Origin of the sequence: Vibrio tarriae, from assembly GCF_002216685.1 — a bacterium.
GTDB lineage: Bacteria > Pseudomonadota > Gammaproteobacteria > Enterobacterales > Vibrionaceae > Vibrio > Vibrio tarriae.
On the sequence record NZ_CP022353.1, the window covers coordinates 278616 to 294530 of the forward strand.

Consider the following 15915-nt stretch of genomic DNA (forward strand, 5'->3'; position numbering starts at 1 on the left):
AGGGGCCAAGTGGCCCCTTTACTATTTCATACAGCTCAAAACAGATGGATTACTTCTTCGCGACTTTTAGGCCGGAGTTGATGTCCATTATGTCTTGCTCGCTCAGAGTACCAATCGCTTGGCGCAGTTGCAGCACACTGAGAATGTAGTCATAGCGAGCATTCGATAGGTTCTTGTTCGCATCATACAGACGACGTGTGGCATCGAGTACATCGACAATGGTACGCGTACCAACATCAAAACCTGCTTCGGTCGCTTCCAGTGCTGACTTCGCAGAAATCACTGCCTGCTCATAAGCACGCAATGCACCAATCGAAGCGTTGATGTTGTTGTTGTACGCACGTACATCTTTAACCACTGAGCGGTAAGCGGCTTCCAGATCTTGGCTGGCGGCTACATAAGCAAATTCAGCCTGCTTGGTCAGTGACGTGGTGTTGCCACCCGTGTACAAAGGAACCGACAGATTCACACCGATTTTGAAATCGTTGTACTCTTCACCTGAAGTGTTTTTAGCATTGTCGTTGCTATTGTTGCCATAGTTGTAGCCACCATCTAAGGTTAGTGATGGCAGGTGGCCAGAGCTAGCAAGCGAAATGTTGTCACGTGCGACATCTTGACTGATACGAGCGGCAAGCAGCGACAAGTTTTGCTGTTGCGCTTTTTCGATCAAAGCTTCACTCGATTCAGTAGTACGACTCGCGGCAAAACGCTTGGTATCGAGCACTGAAAGCTTAGAGTATTCCTGACCCGTAATTTCACGCAAAGCTTCATAGCTATTGGTGAGGCTATTTTCAGCCAACACTTCATCGGCTAACACGCCATCGAACTGTGCCTGCGCATCATGTACGTCGGTAATCGCTGACAACCCCACTTCAAAGCGTTGTTTGGTTTGCTCTAATTGGCGACCCACAGCGGCTTTTTCTGCGCGTACGAATTCAAGGTTATCTTGAGCGCGGAGCACTTCAAAGTAAGCTTGTGCGACACGTAAGATCAAAGCTTGTTGAGCTGCCGCATATTGAGAGTCTGCTTGGCGGGCTTTTTTCTCTGCCGTGTCTAAGCTTACCCAGCTAGAACGCTGGTACAGTTCTTGTGAAAAGTTGATGCCTGCAGAGAGAAGATCACTTTCGCGTGGGTCTTGATCACTACGGTTGATATTGTAACCCGCCGTCAGATTAATTTGTGGTAAAAGGGCACTACGGCTAGAAGTCACCGCTTCAAACGCAGCATCACGTTGAGCCGCTACGCTGAGTAATTGGGGGTCATTTTCTTTTGCTTGGTTATAAATCTCTGCCAGGTTTTCTGCCCAAACGGCAGAGCTTAGTGTGCCTAGCGCAGCACTAACAAATAATGGAAGCAGTTTTTTCATCGGTCCTATTCCTGACGTGATGTGAAAGGATTTATTCCTCAAGAGTTTAACTCAAATTGATGGTAATTCACTCGAAACTTTGCACTTTTTTACACTTAACTATCCAACTGTGCAATAAAAATTATGAGCCACTTAAAAAATAAGATAATTTTTATATAAAAAGTTGAGCCATCACTTGGTAGTCGGCAAATTCCACGAGTAAACTATAAAGTTCATCAATAGGAGGTACGAATGCAAGACGCGAATCAGCAGCCAGTCTCTTTTAATAAGAAAGATGTCGAAATCCTTAATAAGGAGACACTGTTTAAAGGCTTTTTCCGCATGGTGAAGTACCGTTTTAAGCATAAACGCTTTGCGGGAGGCTGGAGTGAGCCTGTCGAGCGGGAAATGTTTGAACGTGGTCATGCCGCAGCGATGTTGCCGTACGATCCTATTCGTGACCAAGTGGTGATCATCGAACAGATCCGCGTCGGTGCGCTAGAACATGCACAGCCCTGGCAACTGGAAATTGTCGCTGGAGTGATTGATACCGATGAGAGTGCTGAACAAGTCGTGCGCCGTGAAGCGGTAGAAGAAGCAGGGCTGAGCGTAGGTAGAATTGAAAAAATTACCTCTTATTATCCTTCATCTGGGGGATGTTCTGAAAAATTGGATGTCTTTATAGGTGAAGTTGATTGTTCACAAGCGGGTGGCATTCATGGTTTAGACTGTGAAGGAGAGGACATCAAAGTGCATGTGATGAGTCGGACTGAAGCGTATCAATTGGTCAAAGATGGGCGAATTGAAAATGGAGCATCAATCATTGCCTTACAGTGGTTGGCGCTGAATTATCAGCCATTACAACAGCAATGGCAGTAACGAGTAATGAGTCAATTGACAGTTAAAAAACCATATCATGTTGATCTCCCTGAATTAATGCGGGTATATGAGACCAACTACGCCAAACTGAATGCTCTGCTGCCTGCGCAGCCGGAGGTCGGAGAGGTGCGTCGTTACCAAGCTGCTCAAATGACCTACCAACTGCAAGTGCTAGAGGTCACAAAGTACACAACTTTGTTGGAGGTCTGTCAAAGTGATGACTTGTCAGTATTTCCATTGCCGACCATGTCTGTCAGGCTGTACCACGATGCTCGCGTGGCCGAGGTTTGCAGTAGTGAACAGTTAGGTCGAGTGCAAGCGCGCTATGATTATCCGAACGAAAACATGGTGCAACCCGATGAAAAAGCGCAACTGAATCGCTTTTTAGGCGATTGGCTGACTTTCTGCCTCAAGCATGGCATCAGTCGCAGTCCAATCACCCTATCACAATAAATAACAGAGTTAGGTTTACCGATTTTGAAAGTGTCGTCTCAATCAGAGGATTCATCGATCAAGCTTATTCAGATCACGGACACCCATTTGTTCGCGACGGAAGAGGGGAGCTTGCTCAGTGTGAATACGGCTGACAGCTTTGCGGCTGTGGTTGCGGCCATTGGTGAAGAGCAGGTCGAATTTGATGCCATTCTCGCCACCGGGGATATTTCGCAAGACCATACACCCGAGTCTTATCAACGCTTTGTGCGCGGTATTCAGCCGCTACAAAAAGCGTGTTATTGGCTGCCTGGTAATCATGATTACAAACCGAGTATGCACAGCGTACTGCCCACTCAGCAAATTCAAGCCGTTGAACATGTGCTGCTGGGGGAACATTGGCAAGTGGTGTTACTTGATTCGCAAGTGGTTGGCGTGCCGCATGGCAAACTGAGTGAGCAGCAGTTACAACTGCTGGATAATAAGCTGACCGAGCATCCAGAGCGTCACACTTTAGTGCTGCTGCACCATCATCCGCTCTTGGTGGGAAGCGCTTGGCTCGATCAACACACACTCAAAGAGAGTGAGCGTTTTTGGGATGTTGTCGCTAAGCACAGTAATGTGAAAGCCATTTTGTGTGGCCATGTGCATCAGGATATGGATCGTCTTCATTTGGGAGCACGCATGATGGCGAGCCCCTCGACCTGTGTGCAGTTTAAGCCAAATTCGCAAGATTTCGCGTTAGACAACTGCTCACCCGGCTGGCGTGAATTAACCCTCCACGCGGATGGGCAAGTCAGTACTCAAGTGAAGCGACTTAAACAAGGCCGATTTTTACCTGATTTTAACTCGAACGGATACTGATATGACTGCTCGTCCTGCTTTGCTGCTCTACATCCATGGTTTTAACAGCTCACCTTTGTCACACAAAGCGCAAGTGATGCAGCAGTATTGTCAGCAGCACAGGCCTGATATCAAAGTCGTGGTGCCCAAGTTACCGAGCTTTCCAGCGCAAGCGGCGCAGCATCTGTTGTCTGTCGTGGAGCAATATCGCGCGCAATATCGGATCGGGTTGGTCGGTAGTTCATTAGGCGGTTATCTCTCCACTTGGTTAAATGCCCAATTTGGCTTTCGCGCGGTCCTGATCAATCCTGCTGTGAAGCCTTACGAGTTATTAGCCGATTTTCTCGGTGAGCAGGTTAATCCTTACACTCAAGAGCATTACGTGCTCGAAGCGTGTCATATTGATGAGTTGAAAGCGCTCGATAAGCCAGTACTGAAACAGCCAAGCGATTTTTGGCTACTGCAGCAAAAAGGCGATGAAGTGCTGGATTATCGACAAGCGGTTGAGAAGTACCAAGCGGCTAAACAGACCGTGGAAGAGGGCGGTGACCACAGTTTTGTGGATTTTGAACGTTACCCAGAGCAGATTATTCACTTCCTTGAACTTTGATTGATGACTGACTTTTGTTGTTTTCGGATTCAATCTGCGTTTTGCTGCGCAAAGCCTCATAAATTTACCTGATCCTTGCGCTGTGCCCTTGACATCAGAGGGCGGCTTCCAGACTATGTTGCCCTTAGACTTTAGCGCCAGCTGTGCGGCGGTGTAAGGGCAGAACGCGAGCTTGCTTGATCAGTGTCCTCTCGCTCCCATCGTTCAGCTTGCTGAAATGAACACCTGAAATAATGCGATTTTTCGCACAATTTATGCACGAAAAATCAGGTTTTCACACGGCGCTGATAAAGTTACCAATCATTGAGCAAATAAAGCATTCCGTATTATGACTGAACAATATAATGCTGGGGCCATTGAGGTTCTCAATGGCTTAGAACCAGTGCGTCGCAGACCGGGAATGTATACCGACACCACGCGCCCCAATCACCTTGGGCAAGAAGTGATCGACAACTCCGTCGATGAAGCGCTGGCCGGATACGCCTCCAAAATTCAGGTAATTCTTCATGCCGATCAATCGCTCGAAGTGATTGATGACGGGCGAGGCATGCCCGTCGATATTCACCCTGAAGAGAAGGTCTCAGGGGTGGAGCTTATTCTGTGCAAACTGCACGCCGGTGGTAAGTTCTCCAACAAAAACTACCAATTCTCCGGTGGCTTGCACGGGGTGGGTATTTCGGTGGTGAATGCGCTCTCCAAACGGGTAGAAGTAGCGGTACGCCGTGATGGTCAAGTGTATGAAATTGCCTTTGAACATGGCGATAAAGTGACTGAGCTGACGGTTACGGGGACTTGCGGCCGTCGCAATACCGGTACTAGCGTGCATTTCTGGCCAGACACCAAATACTTTGACTCACCGAATTTCTCCGTATCGCGCCTGATTAATAACTTGCGCGCCAAGGCGGTACTTTGCCCCGGTTTAGAAATCATCTTTACCGATAAGGTGAATAACAACGAGCACCGCTGGTTGTACGAAGATGGCCTAAAAGACTATCTGGCCGAAGGGGTGAAAGGTTATACCTTACTGCCGGAAGAGCCGTTTACGGGCGAGTTTACTGCGCAAACCGAAGCGGCAACGTGGGCGGTGATTTGGCTACCCGAAGGTGGCGAGCTGATCACCGAAAGCTACGTTAACCTGATCCCAACCGCGCAAGGTGGTACCCATGTCAACGGTTTACGCCAAGGCTTGCTGGATGCGATGCGCGAGTTTTGTGAGTTCCGCAATCTGCTGCCACGCGGGGTCAAATTGACGGGCGAGGACGTGTTTGATCGCTGTGCTTATGTACTGTCGATCAAGATGCAAGATCCGCAGTTTGCCGGCCAAACCAAAGAGCGCCTCTCTTCACGCCAATCGGCGGCGTTTGTCTCCGGTGTGGTGAAAGATGCCTTCAGCTTGTGGCTTAATGAGAAACCGCAACTGGCAGAGCAGTTAGCCGAAGTTTGTATTGCCAACGCGCACAGCCGAATGCGTGCCAGCAAGAAAGTGGTGCGTAAGAAGATCGCTTCAGGCCCTGCCTTACCGGGTAAATTGACCGACTGTACAGTGCAAGACCTTAACCGCACCGAACTCTTCTTGGTGGAAGGGGATTCGGCGGGTGGCTCGGCGAAGCAAGCGCGGGATCGTGAATTCCAAGCGGTAATGCCACTGCGCGGTAAAATCCTCAATACGTGGGAAGTTTCTGCCGATCAGGTATTGGCTTCACAAGAAGTACACGACATCTCGGTTGCACTGGGTATTGACCCGGACAATGACAACCTCGAAGCACTACGTTACGGCAAAGTCTGTATTCTTGCCGATGCGGACTCGGATGGTCTGCATATCGCAACTTTGTTGTGCGCATTGTTCACACGTCATTTCCGCGCGCTGGTGAAAGCTGGTCACGTCTATGTTGCCATGCCGCCGCTCTACCGCATCGACTGTGGTAAAGAGGTGTTCTACGCACTGGATGATCAGGAAAAAGAGGGCGTGTTAGAGCGTCTGAGCCAGAAAAAAGCCAAAGTGAACGTGCAACGCTTTAAAGGCTTGGGTGAAATGAACCCGCTGCAACTGCGTGAAACCACGATGGATCCCAACACTCGCCGCTTGGTGCAACTGACCATTGATGATGCAGAAGCGACCGACGAGATGATGGATATGCTGCTGGGTAAAAAGCGTGCGGATGACCGCCGAGCTTGGCTGCAACGTAACGGCGATATGGCAGAGGTGTAACGAATGTCTACTGAAATCAGCTTTGATGGCGTTGAACAGCTGCCGCTGCGCAAATTTACTGAAGACGCTTATCTCAACTATTCGATGTACGTCATCATGGACCGTGCCTTGCCCTACATTGGCGATGGCTTAAAACCGGTTCAACGACGCATCATCTACGCGATGTCTGAGTTGGGTCTCTCGGCATCGGCCAAATACAAAAAATCAGCACGTACCGTGGGTGATGTACTGGGTAAATACCATCCGCATGGCGATTCGGCCTGTTACGAAGCCATGGTGTTGATGGCGCAGCCATTCTCTTATCGCTATCCGTTGGTGGATGGTCAGGGTAACTGGGGTGCACCGGACGATCCGAAATCGTTCGCGGCCATGCGTTATACCGAAGCCAAATTGTCAAAGTTTGCCGAGATTCTGCTTAGCGAATTAGGCCAAGGCACCGTAGATTGGCAGCCAAACTTTGACGGCACCATGCAAGAGCCGAAAATGTTACCAGCGCGTCTGCCGCACATTCTGCTCAATGGTGTTACCGGCATCGCGGTAGGTATGGCCACCGACATTCCACCGCACAACGTGCGTGAAGTGGCGGATGCGACGATTCACCTTATCGATAATCCTAACGCGCCGCTGACCGATTTAATGCAGTACGTCAAAGGCCCAGATTTCCCGACTGAAGCGGAAATCATCACCCCAACGATTGAGCTAGAGAAGATCTACCGCTCGGGGCGTGGCAGTGTAAGAATGCGTGCTGTGTGGTGCAAAGAAGGTTCGGACATCGTGATCACCGCGCTGCCGCATCAAGTTTCTGGCGCGAAGCTGTTGGAGCAGATTGCGGCGCAGATGCGCGCTAAGAAGCTGCCGATGGTGGAAGATTTGCGCGATGAATCGGACCACGAGAACCCAACGCGTATCGTGATCGTGCCGCGCTCAAATCGCGTCGATTGCGATCTGCTGATGAACCACTTGTTCGCCTCAACGGATCTGGAAAAGAGCTTCCGCGTTAACCTGAACATGATTGGTCTCGACAATCGTCCTCAGGTTAAAGGTTTAGTGCAAATCTTGAGTGAGTGGATCACTTTCCGCCGTGAAACGGTGCGCTCGCGTCTGCAATACCGCCTCGATAAAGTGCTGGCTCGTTTGCACGTTTTGCAAGGTTTGCTGATCGCTTATCTCAATATTGATGAAGTGATTGAGATCATCCGTACCGAAGACGATCCAAAAGCGGTGCTGATGGCGCGTTTCAACCTGACGGATATTCAAGCTGATGCGATCTTAGATACCAAGTTACGCCACTTGGCGAAACTGGAAGAGATGAAGATCCGCGGTGAGCAAGATGAGCTGGAAAAAGAGCGTAAAAAACTGGAAGAGCTACTCGGCTCTGAACGTCGCTTGAACAATCTACTTAAGAAAGAAATCAAAGCGGATGCCGACAAGTTTGGCGATGATCGCCGTTCACCACTGGTCGAGCGCGAAGAAGCCAAAGCGCTGACTGAGCGTGATTTGATGCCAAGTGAAGCGATCACCGTCGTGCTGTCTGAAAAAGGCTGGATCCGTCACGCCAAAGGTCATGATGTGGATTGCCAGAGCCTGAACTACAAAGCGGGCGATAATTACCTGACCCATGCCTGTGGTAAGAGCAACCAGCAAGCAGTGTTCTTGGGCAGTGATGGCCGCAGTTACTCACTAGAATCTCACACGCTGCCATCAGCGCGCGGTCAAGGTGAGCCGATTACCGGACGTTTGAACGTAGCTGAAGGCACCACGATTCGTCAGGTTGTGATGGGCGAAGAAGATCAGCTCTGGCTGGTCGGCTCGGATGCCGGCTACGGCTTTGTGTGTAAAGGCGATGATCTGCTGTCGAAAAACCGCAGTGGTAAAGCGCTGATCAACTTACCGGAAAACTCGGAAGTGATGACGCCACAAGTGATTGCCGATCTCGATAACGATGAGATCCTTGCGATTACTAACCAAGGGCGAATGTTGCTGTTCCCGATTAAGGATCTGCCGCAACTGAGCAAAGGTAAGGGTAACAAGATCATCAATATTCCTGCGGCGAAAGCGAAAACCCGTGAGGAAGTGCTGTCAAGCCTGATGGTATTACCACAAGGCGCATCCATTACCCTGTATGCGGGTAAGCGTAAGCTAGGCTTGAAGGTGAGCGATCTGGATAACTTCCGTGGTGAACGCGGCCGCCGTGGTGCTTTGTTGCCCCGTGGCTTGCAACGCGTGACCGCGATTGAGATTGAGACCTCAGCGGAGCCAGAATCAACCCCGCATTCGGAAGACGAATAGACAAGAGGAGCCATTTGGCTCCTCTTTCTTTACTCTCAACCCGTGAACTAATACTGATCTTCTGACCAGCCATCGCTGTCGGACATATCCGGTGCGCCGGGAATGGCTTTCTCTTCATCTGCCCATTCGCCAAAATCAATCATTTGACATTGTTTACTACAAAAAGGGCGGTGTGGGCTCTGTTCGCCCCATTCCACATCGGTGCCACATTGTGGGCATTTCACTATGGTGAGTTTTTTGGTCATAACGCAGTCCTATTGAAAAGCAGCAATGGCTTATCCCCTTAAAACCGGCAATGCCAAGTTGTATGGGGATGCTCTTCATCAAAGCCAAGCTGATAATGTATTTTTGGTTCGCAACATTGTTTCGAGAAAAAGTCGTTTCGAGAAAATGTCGTGAGTTTTAGCAGCACACCGCTAAATCAAAGGCGATATCTTGAGTGCAGGCTTGCCCGCTGTGAAAATCGATAAACTTGATAGCAAAACGGTTTTTGTGCCCAGAAATCATCGGGTATACACCGTATTCGAGCGGAATCGCAAGGCGTAGGATATTGGCATCCTCCGCATCGCTTTGGTAGAAACCGTTGCTTGCTAAGCGTGAGCGGTAGTGGCCGGTTTCTCGAGTCAATTTAAGCCACAGCTTGAGTGCATTCGAAAGCGGTGTCACGGTTTGCATCCACTGCTGGGCATCACGCATTTTGCGATCCAGCGGTAGATGTAGCCAGTAGTGCAGCGCCGGCAGATCAAAGCAGCAAGAACCACCCGGTAGATTAAAACGCTGACGAATCGCGCTGAGAAATCGATCTTCTTTGAGTGATTGGCCAAAACGCTCGGCACTCATCAAATCCCGATGCACTTCATCGAGTTCGGCCAGAAGAGAACTAAGCATCTCTTGATCCACACCTTCTACATGAAGCCAACTGCGATAGGTTAAGCGCTGTTTTTCCATATCTTTCGCCAGTTCACTTTTCAGTTGAATTTGCTCAAAAATCTCAAGCATATCGAACAGTGAGCGAAAAAAGAGCTGATGTTGAATCCCATCACTGAAAGTGGACGCTCGCTCCATCTGGTTGAGCAGCGCTTCGACACGCAGGTAGATGCGCGTTTTTTCATTGAGAGGGTGTTCAAACTGGTGCGTGGTCATTGAGCTAGCCTTGAATTCTTTGCGCTTATTCTCACAAATTTTGCCTGCTCATGGCTAGATACTTTTGGTGCAATAGTGTGATTTGAGGCAAAAGTTTCTGGTTTTCTGCGTCATTTTTGAGCACATCATCAGCAATCGCCAAACGTTGTGCGCGCGAGGCTTGCGCAGCAAGGATTGCCTGAGCTTGCTCGCGTGATACCTTATCGCGCGCCATGGTGCGCTCAATCTGTATTTTTTCATCCACATCGACCACTAACACGCGATCGGCCATGGTTTGTAGTTGGTTCTCGACCAACAGGGGCACAATCAACAGTGCGTAAGGTGAGGTAGCTTGGGTGAGCGCTTGGCGCATACCTTGGCGGATCATCGGATGCAGCAGTTGGTTCAGCCACGCTTTTTCATTAGAGCCAGCAAAGATGCGTTCACGCAGCGCGGCACGATTGAGTGAACCATCGGCCTGTAGCACGCTTGGCCCAAAATGGGCGGCAATCGCTCTTAATCCTTCCGTTTCGGGAGCCACTAGGTCACGAGCTATCACATCGGCATCAACCAAATCGATGCCGAACTGATCATGAAACAGATTGGCGACCGTGGTTTTGCCACTGGCGATGCCGCCGGTCAGTGCCACGACAAAACTCATAGCGGTTGTCCTACCCAAGTGGTGAAGTACCAATCAATCAATTTATTGCCCCACAGTAAGGCAAACCATCCAGCGATGGCGAGATAAGGGCCAAACGGAAAGGCCATTTCGATGCCTTTTTTCTGCTGGCGCAGTTGGATTAAACCGAAAATCACTCCAACCACCGATGAGAGCAGCACGATAACAGGCAACAGCTGCCAACCCAGCCAAGCGCCCAGTGCCGCGAGTAATTTGAAATCGCCATAGCCCATGCCTTCTTTGCCGGTCAGTAGTTTAAACAGCCAATAAATCGACCACAGTGAGAGATAACCCGCCATAGCGCCGATCACGGAGTCACTGAGTGAGACCGGAGAAAAGCCAAGCAGTGCTAGTGCAATACCCCCCCACAGTAAAGGTAGCGTTAATTGATCGGGCAGCAACATGGTATCGAAGTCGATGAAGGTCGCTGCAATCAACATATAGCTGAAAAATAGCAGCGCCACGGCAAACACACCGAATGGAAAGTGAGTGGCAATCACTAAGCTCATGAGGGCTGTGAGTAGCTCAATCAAGGGGTAGCGAGCGCTGATTGGCGCTTTACAGTGTGAGCATTTGCCGCGTAGCACCAGCCAACTGAGTAGCGGGATATTATCGATCACGCGAATTGGCGTTTGGCAATGTGGGCAAGTGGAACGCGGCAAACTGAGGGTCAGTTTACCCTCTGGTGGCGTGATGCCATATTCAGGAAAACTCGCAGCACACTCGGCGCGCCATTCACGCTCCATGATTTTCGGTAAGCGGTAAATCACCACATTGAGAAAGCTACCGACAATCAAGCCAAACAGCGTGGCGAGCACCGGAAACAGCCAAGGGTAGAAGTAAAACAGTTCCATTATCTTGCTCTAAGCGAAATGAGGGCGCGCTCAAAGGGCACGCCGTTTGTCGCCATACTAACCCAATACACTCATTAAGTTAAAGATAGGTAAGTACATCGCCACTACCAAACCACCCACGACTACGCCAAGAAAGACGATGATCAGCGGCTCAAGAATTTTGCCTAAGTTATCGACCGTGTTATCGACTTCAAATTCATAAATGGTCGCCACCTTGTTGAGCATATCGTCCAGTTGACCTGACTCTTCACCGATCATCACCATTTGCAGCACCATTTCGGGAAAGGCTTCGGTATTGCGCATGGCAATGTACATCGGCATACCGGCCGCGGTATCGCGGTACACCTCATTAATCGCGGTTTCAAAGTGCACATTGCCGGAGGTTTTTGCCGTGGTTTTCAAACTGGCGAGAATTGGTATCCCCGCGGCAAAGCTGGTGGCGAGAGTGCGGCTGAATTTGGCAATGGAAGCCTTAGCGAGCACATTGCCAATAATCGGAAATTTCAGCCCTAAGCGGCTGGTTTTTAAACGGATCTGGAAGGAGTTTTTACGCAGTGCTTTCAGGCCAAAAATGGCCGCTGTGATGGCGATAAGTGCCCATAAACTGTACGCCTGCACCCAGTGTGAGAGTTTAAGCACTTGTTGCGTAAACCAAGGCAATTCAGCACCAAAACCTTTGAACATGCTTTCAAACTCTGGGATCACCATGGTGAGCATTAAGTAGGAAACCCCGAGCGCCACCAACATCACCATGCTAGGGTAGATGAGCGCTTTAATCACCTTGGCGCGTAGCTGTTCACTTTTCTCGCGGTAGGTGGCCAAACGCTCAAATACTTCGGGCAAATTACCGGACATCTCTCCGGTTTCGACCAGATCGACATACAGGGTATCAAAATGGGGGCTGGCCGTGCGCATCGCCTTGGAAAGTGGTGTACCCGCTTCAACGCCCTTAGTGATTTGTGCCAAGATCGATTTCATCTCGGCTTTGCGATGGTTATCTCCCACTAGCTTGAGAGCTTGCACAATCGGTACGCCCGTGGTGAGCATGGTTGCCAGTTGTCGAGTCAAAATCGTGATGTCTTTGCCTTTGACGCGATGGGTTAAGCGCGCCAGTACAGAGACACTGCCTTTTTTGAGTTTTTTGATCTGAATATGCTGATCTTTGAGCTTATCGCGCACTTCGATTTCAGTGATGGCGAGCATCTGGCCGGAGACTTTTTTGCCGTTGCTGTTAATGCCTTTCCAGCGATAGTTTTTCAAAGGTAAGGTTTGGGTCGCTTTCATGTTTCGGCTCGTGCTGACAGGTTAGTGAATAAAAAAGTGACTGAGTAAATCGGTTAAAAATAGAGTACGCGTTGTAGTTCGGCAAAACTGGTGATGCCTTCGCGCAGCTTTTCAAGGCCAGACTCTTGCAAGCTCAACATACCATTGGCTTTGGCTAAACTTTCAATTTGGTGAATGCTGGCGCGTTGCATAATGGCCTCTGCCAGCTCGGTATTAAACGCCATCACTTCATAGATACCGACGCGCCCTGAATAGCCGCCCGTACACTCGTTGCACCCAGCCGCATTGGCTTCATACAAGACTTCATTCGGCTGAAACGCAAATTGGTTTTGCAATAGGGCAGAAGGGCGTACCGCGATTTTGCAGTGCTTACACAAGCGGCGTGCGAGGCGCTGGGCGATGATTAAACTGAGTGATGAAGCAAGATTAAACGGCTCCACCCCCATATTGGCTAAACGAACGACCGTTTCGGCAGCCGAGTTGGTGTGCAGGGTGGAAAGCACTAAGTGACCAGTTTGCGCGGCTTTGACTGCGATTTCTGCGGTTTCCAGATCGCGTATTTCGCCGACCATCACCACATCCGGGTCTTGGCGCAGAAATGAGCGCAGTGCCTCGGCAAAACCAAAGCCGATTTTGGGCTGCACTTGCACTTGGTTAATCCCAGAGAGGTTAATTTCTACCGGGTCTTCCGCGGTCGAGATATTGATCTGCGACGTGTTGAGAATGCGCAGCCCAGTATAGAGTGAAACGGTTTTGCCGCTGCCGGTTGGGCCAGTCATCAAAATCATCCCTTGCGGTCTTTTGAGGGCATTGAGGTAGAGCTGCTTTTGTTGCGGGTTATAACCGAGCTTATCAATATCCAGATTGGCGGCGCTGCTATCGAGTAGACGCAGCACGATTTTTTCACCCCATAAGGTCGGGAGTGTCGAAACCCGCATATCAATCGCAGTATCACTATTAAGGCGCAGCTTGATTCGACCGTCTTGCGGTAAGCGGCGTTCGGCAATATCTAATTTAGAGAGAATTTTAATCCGCGCCGCTAAACGGCGGCTTAAATGGCTGGCCGGTTGCTGAGTTTCCACCAAGATCCCATCGCAGCGCAGCCGAATGCGGTATTGCGCTTCATAAGGCTCAAAATGAATGTCGGAGGCGCCTTTACGCACTGCATCGAGCAGCACTTGATTGATAAAGCGACTGACCGGCGAATCATCTTGGCTGAGATCTTCAATTGACTGAAGTTCTTCATCTCCGACTTTAACCAGATTGGCGAGCTCATCTTGGCTGATCTCTTTACCTTGGTTAGCGGCACCTTGAATGGTTCGGCCATACAAACGGCGGATTGCGGCTTGTAGTGCGCGATGATCGGCTAGTGCTAGTTCGACTTGTAACCCAGTGGCAAAACGAAACTCTTCTTCGGCTTGCAATAAGGTTGGGTCTGAGACTGCGAGCTGCAGCAAGTTGCCTTGCTTGGCAATCGGCAATGCATCGTAGCGGGTAATCAGTTCACGCAGCCCAAGCTGTTGGCACAGGCTGGCGTAGTCGTAGCGGCTAAGGTCGGTTTCCGGCAAGCCGAAAATATGGCTCAGTTGTTCGGTCAGTTCTTGGGCGGGGAAAATGCCCAAACTGAGCAGCGCTTCGGGCACCGAAGTTCCCGAAGCGCTTACTTGGGTAACCACCGCTTGTTCTTGCGCCGCGCTGATTAACTCAGCCTGACGCAAGATAGCAACAAGGTTGGTGAGCATTAGTTATTATTGGCAGCCATCAACCGCAATTGCTGGGGCTGTTGGGGCACAGCTCCAGCCAGTATCGGCATTACGAGTGAAGGTTAAAACACCACCATTGATTGAGCTGTCACCATCAAATGTAAAGGTGAGTACAGGTAAGGCATTAGCTAATGCTGAGTCAATAGTACCTAGATCGTTTGCAGTACCAACAGTTCCTAATTGTGCTAGTGTAACAAAAGCTGCAGTGCCATTTTGTTGATAATGTAACTCCGCAGGAGTAATCAGAGCTTTTAATGTGGCTAAACCAGATGAAACCTCTGATCTGGTTACATAGTTTTGATATGCAGGTATTGCAATTGCAGCTAACACACCAATAATCGCTACCACAATCATCAATTCAATTAAGGTAAAACCTTTCTGTAGTTTGTTTTTATACGCTTTCATAATTCCCTCCGTAGGTGTTTGCGTATGAAGCGCAGTGAGCATATGCCTTGGCGGATGAAGGGGAAATCGAGTCACGAACGCTCTTCGAGTCAGTTAGGGTTTTAACTCTATAATTTGCATGGTGAATGCAAAAAATTTCGAGTCAGTTAAAAACTTATGCAGCTGATTGAGTGGCTGGAAAGAAAAGAGGAGACTTTAAGTCTCCTGTTAACTATTTGAAATTTTTGAAGTTAGTCCCAAGTTTTACGACTTGAAGCGCATCGAGAGATCGAGGGCTTTGAGGTGTTTGGTCAGTGCGCCGACCGAGATGTAATCCACCCCCGTCTCGGCACACTCTTTGAGGTTATCCAGCGTGATATTGCCGGAGTTTTCCAGCGCGGCGCGCCCTGCATTAATGTTTACCGCTTCACGCATCATCTCAAGGCTAAAGTTATCGAGCATAATGATGTCGGCACCGGCGCTGATCGCCTCTTCCAATTCCGTCAAGGTTTCGGTTTCCACTTCCACCGGTTTGCCGGGGTTAAGCTGTTTTGCTGTCTGGATGGCCTGAGTAATACCGCCGCAAGCAATAATGTGGTTTTCTTTGATGAGGTAAGCATCAAACACGCCGATACGGTGGTTATAACCGCCGCCACAAGCTACCGCGTATTTCAGTGCGCTGCGCAGGCCGGGAATGGTTTTGCGGGTATCGAGCAGACGGCACTGGGTACCTTTGAGCTCTTGCACATAACGCGCTGTAGCCGTGGCGCAACCGGAAAGGGTTTGGATAAAGTTCATCGCGTTGCGCTCACCGGTGAGCAGAATACGTGCAGGCCCTGTTAAGGTGCACAAGGTTTGGTTGGGCGTGAGGGTATCACCATCTTGCACATGCCATTCAATGGTGACTTGGCCGCCGAGCTGTTTAAACACTTCATCCGCCCACAACTGGCCGCAAAACACCCCCGCTTCACGAGTGATGATGGTCGCTGTGCTGATGCGATCGGCTGGAATCAGGCTTGCGGTGATGTCGGCCGCAGGGTCAAGTGTGCCGCCTAAATCTTCTTTTAGGGTGTCGATCACGCTGCGGGTAATATCGGCAGGCAGTTGCTGTTTCAGGTACGCAAGGCGATCCTGACTGTTGTGAGTCTCTTTCATCGCAAGTCGAATGTCCGTGTTATTTGCTGTGTTAAACCAAACTGCGCCATGATACTGGCTGGCGCGT

15 protein-coding genes are annotated in these 15915 nt (G+C 49.9%); 6 read left to right on the top strand and 9 right to left on the bottom strand.

Going from position 1 to position 15915, the window contains the following annotated elements; genetic code table 11:
• Positions 1-49: 49 nt before the first annotated feature.
• Positions 50-1366 (bottom strand): outer membrane channel protein TolC, encoded by a 1317-nt coding sequence (gene tolC, locus CEQ48_RS06855; protein WP_089070724.1) that lies wholly within the window; start codon positions 1364-1366, stop codon positions 50-52.
• Positions 1367-1597: 231 nt separating this feature from the next.
• Between tolC and nudF the strand changes: the two genes are divergently transcribed.
• The 6 genes from nudF to parC all read left to right on the top strand — a co-directional run bounded on the left by nudF (position 1598) and on the right by parC (position 8607).
• Positions 1598-2224, top strand: a complete 627-nt coding sequence (gene nudF / locus CEQ48_RS06860) for an ADP-ribose diphosphatase (protein WP_001150034.1) — start codon at positions 1598-1600, stop codon at positions 2222-2224.
• A gap of 6 nt (positions 2225-2230) precedes the next feature.
• On the top strand, positions 2231-2677 hold the full coding sequence (locus CEQ48_RS06865; RefSeq protein ID WP_089070725.1) for a DUF1249 family protein: 447 nt from the start codon (positions 2231-2233) through the stop codon (positions 2675-2677).
• 24 nt (positions 2678-2701) lie between these two features.
• Complete coding sequence (gene cpdA, locus CEQ48_RS06870; RefSeq protein WP_089070726.1) at positions 2702-3520, top strand: 3',5'-cyclic-AMP phosphodiesterase; 819 nt, start codon at positions 2702-2704, stop codon at positions 3518-3520.
• A 1-nt stretch (position 3521) separates the two neighbouring features.
• A complete protein-coding gene (yqiA, locus tag CEQ48_RS06875) occupies positions 3522-4109 on the top strand; it encodes an esterase YqiA (protein WP_089070727.1) in 588 nt (195 codons plus the stop codon).
• Positions 4110-4437: 328 nt separating this feature from the next.
• Positions 4438-6318, top strand: a complete 1881-nt coding sequence (parE, locus tag CEQ48_RS06880; protein ID WP_000139794.1) for a DNA topoisomerase IV subunit B — start codon at positions 4438-4440, stop codon at positions 6316-6318.
• Positions 6319-6321: 3 nt separating this feature from the next.
• A complete protein-coding gene (parC, locus tag CEQ48_RS06885) occupies positions 6322-8607 on the top strand; it encodes a DNA topoisomerase IV subunit A (protein ID WP_089070728.1) in 2286 nt (761 codons plus the stop codon).
• Between the two features lie 47 nt (positions 8608-8654).
• Here parC and yacG read toward each other — a convergent pair whose 3' ends face one another.
• The 8 genes from yacG to nadC form a co-directional block, all read right to left on the bottom strand.
• Entirely contained in the window at positions 8655-8852 is a 198-nt protein-coding gene (gene yacG / locus CEQ48_RS06890; protein ID WP_000162865.1) for a DNA gyrase inhibitor YacG, read from the bottom strand.
• 157 nt (positions 8853-9009) lie between these two features.
• A complete protein-coding gene (gene zapD / locus CEQ48_RS06895; RefSeq protein WP_089070729.1) occupies positions 9010-9750 on the bottom strand; it encodes a cell division protein ZapD in 741 nt (246 codons plus the stop codon).
• A gap of 31 nt (positions 9751-9781) precedes the next feature.
• Complete coding sequence (gene coaE / locus CEQ48_RS06900) at positions 9782-10390, bottom strand: dephospho-CoA kinase (protein ID WP_198301221.1); 609 nt, start codon at positions 10388-10390, stop codon at positions 9782-9784.
• Positions 10387-11262, bottom strand: coding sequence for a prepilin peptidase (locus CEQ48_RS06905; RefSeq protein WP_089070731.1), 876 nt, complete (start codon positions 11260-11262; stop codon positions 10387-10389). Before CEQ48_RS06905 ends, coaE begins: the two co-directional genes overlap by 4 nt.
• 57 nt (positions 11263-11319) lie before the next feature.
• A complete protein-coding gene (locus CEQ48_RS06910) occupies positions 11320-12546 on the bottom strand; it encodes a type II secretion system F family protein (RefSeq protein ID WP_089070732.1) in 1227 nt (408 codons plus the stop codon).
• A 53-nt stretch (positions 12547-12599) separates the two neighbouring features.
• Positions 12600-14288, bottom strand: a complete 1689-nt coding sequence (pilB, locus tag CEQ48_RS06915; RefSeq protein WP_089070733.1) for a type IV-A pilus assembly ATPase PilB — start codon at positions 14286-14288, stop codon at positions 12600-12602.
• A gap of 6 nt (positions 14289-14294) precedes the next feature.
• Entirely contained in the window at positions 14295-14714 is a 420-nt protein-coding gene (locus CEQ48_RS06920; RefSeq protein ID WP_089070734.1) for a pilin, read from the bottom strand.
• 243 nt (positions 14715-14957) lie between these two features.
• Complete coding sequence (nadC, locus tag CEQ48_RS06925; RefSeq protein WP_089070735.1) at positions 14958-15848, bottom strand: carboxylating nicotinate-nucleotide diphosphorylase; 891 nt, start codon at positions 15846-15848, stop codon at positions 14958-14960.
• Positions 15849-15915: the final 67 nt, after the last annotated feature.

Bases quoted from the DNA above. Each gene is read 5' to 3' on its own strand.
- nudF (WP_001150034.1), top strand. From the start codon at position 1,598: ATGCAAGACGCGAATCAGCAGCCAGTCTCTTTTAATAAGAAAGATGTC.
- yacG (WP_000162865.1), bottom strand. From the start codon at position 8,852: ATGACCAAAAAACTCACCATAGTGAAATGCCCACAATGTGGCACCGAT.
- yqiA (WP_089070727.1), top strand. From the start codon at position 3,522: ATGACTGCTCGTCCTGCTTTGCTGCTCTACATCCATGGTTTTAACAGC.
- CEQ48_RS06910 (WP_089070732.1), bottom strand. From the start codon at position 12,546: ATGAAAGCGACCCAAACCTTACCTTTGAAAAACTATCGCTGGAAAGGC.
- CEQ48_RS06865 (WP_089070725.1), top strand. From the start codon at position 2,231: ATGAGTCAATTGACAGTTAAAAAACCATATCATGTTGATCTCCCTGAA.
- nadC (WP_089070735.1), bottom strand. From the start codon at position 15,848: ATGAAAGAGACTCACAACAGTCAGGATCGCCTTGCGTACCTGAAACAG.
- parC (WP_089070728.1), top strand. From the start codon at position 6,322: ATGTCTACTGAAATCAGCTTTGATGGCGTTGAACAGCTGCCGCTGCGC.
- pilB (WP_089070733.1), bottom strand. From the start codon at position 14,288: ATGCTCACCAACCTTGTTGCTATCTTGCGTCAGGCTGAGTTAATCAGC.
- zapD (WP_089070729.1), bottom strand. From the start codon at position 9,750: ATGACCACGCACCAGTTTGAACACCCTCTCAATGAAAAAACGCGCATC.
- CEQ48_RS06905 (WP_089070731.1), bottom strand. From the start codon at position 11,262: ATGGAACTGTTTTACTTCTACCCTTGGCTGTTTCCGGTGCTCGCCACG.
- coaE (WP_198301221.1), bottom strand. From the start codon at position 10,390: ATGAGTTTTGTCGTGGCACTGACCGGCGGCATCGCCAGTGGCAAAACC.
- tolC (WP_089070724.1), bottom strand. From the start codon at position 1,366: ATGAAAAAACTGCTTCCATTATTTGTTAGTGCTGCGCTAGGCACACTA.
- CEQ48_RS06920 (WP_089070734.1), bottom strand. From the start codon at position 14,714: ATGAAAGCGTATAAAAACAAACTACAGAAAGGTTTTACCTTAATTGAA.
- parE (WP_000139794.1), top strand. From the start codon at position 4,438: ATGACTGAACAATATAATGCTGGGGCCATTGAGGTTCTCAATGGCTTA.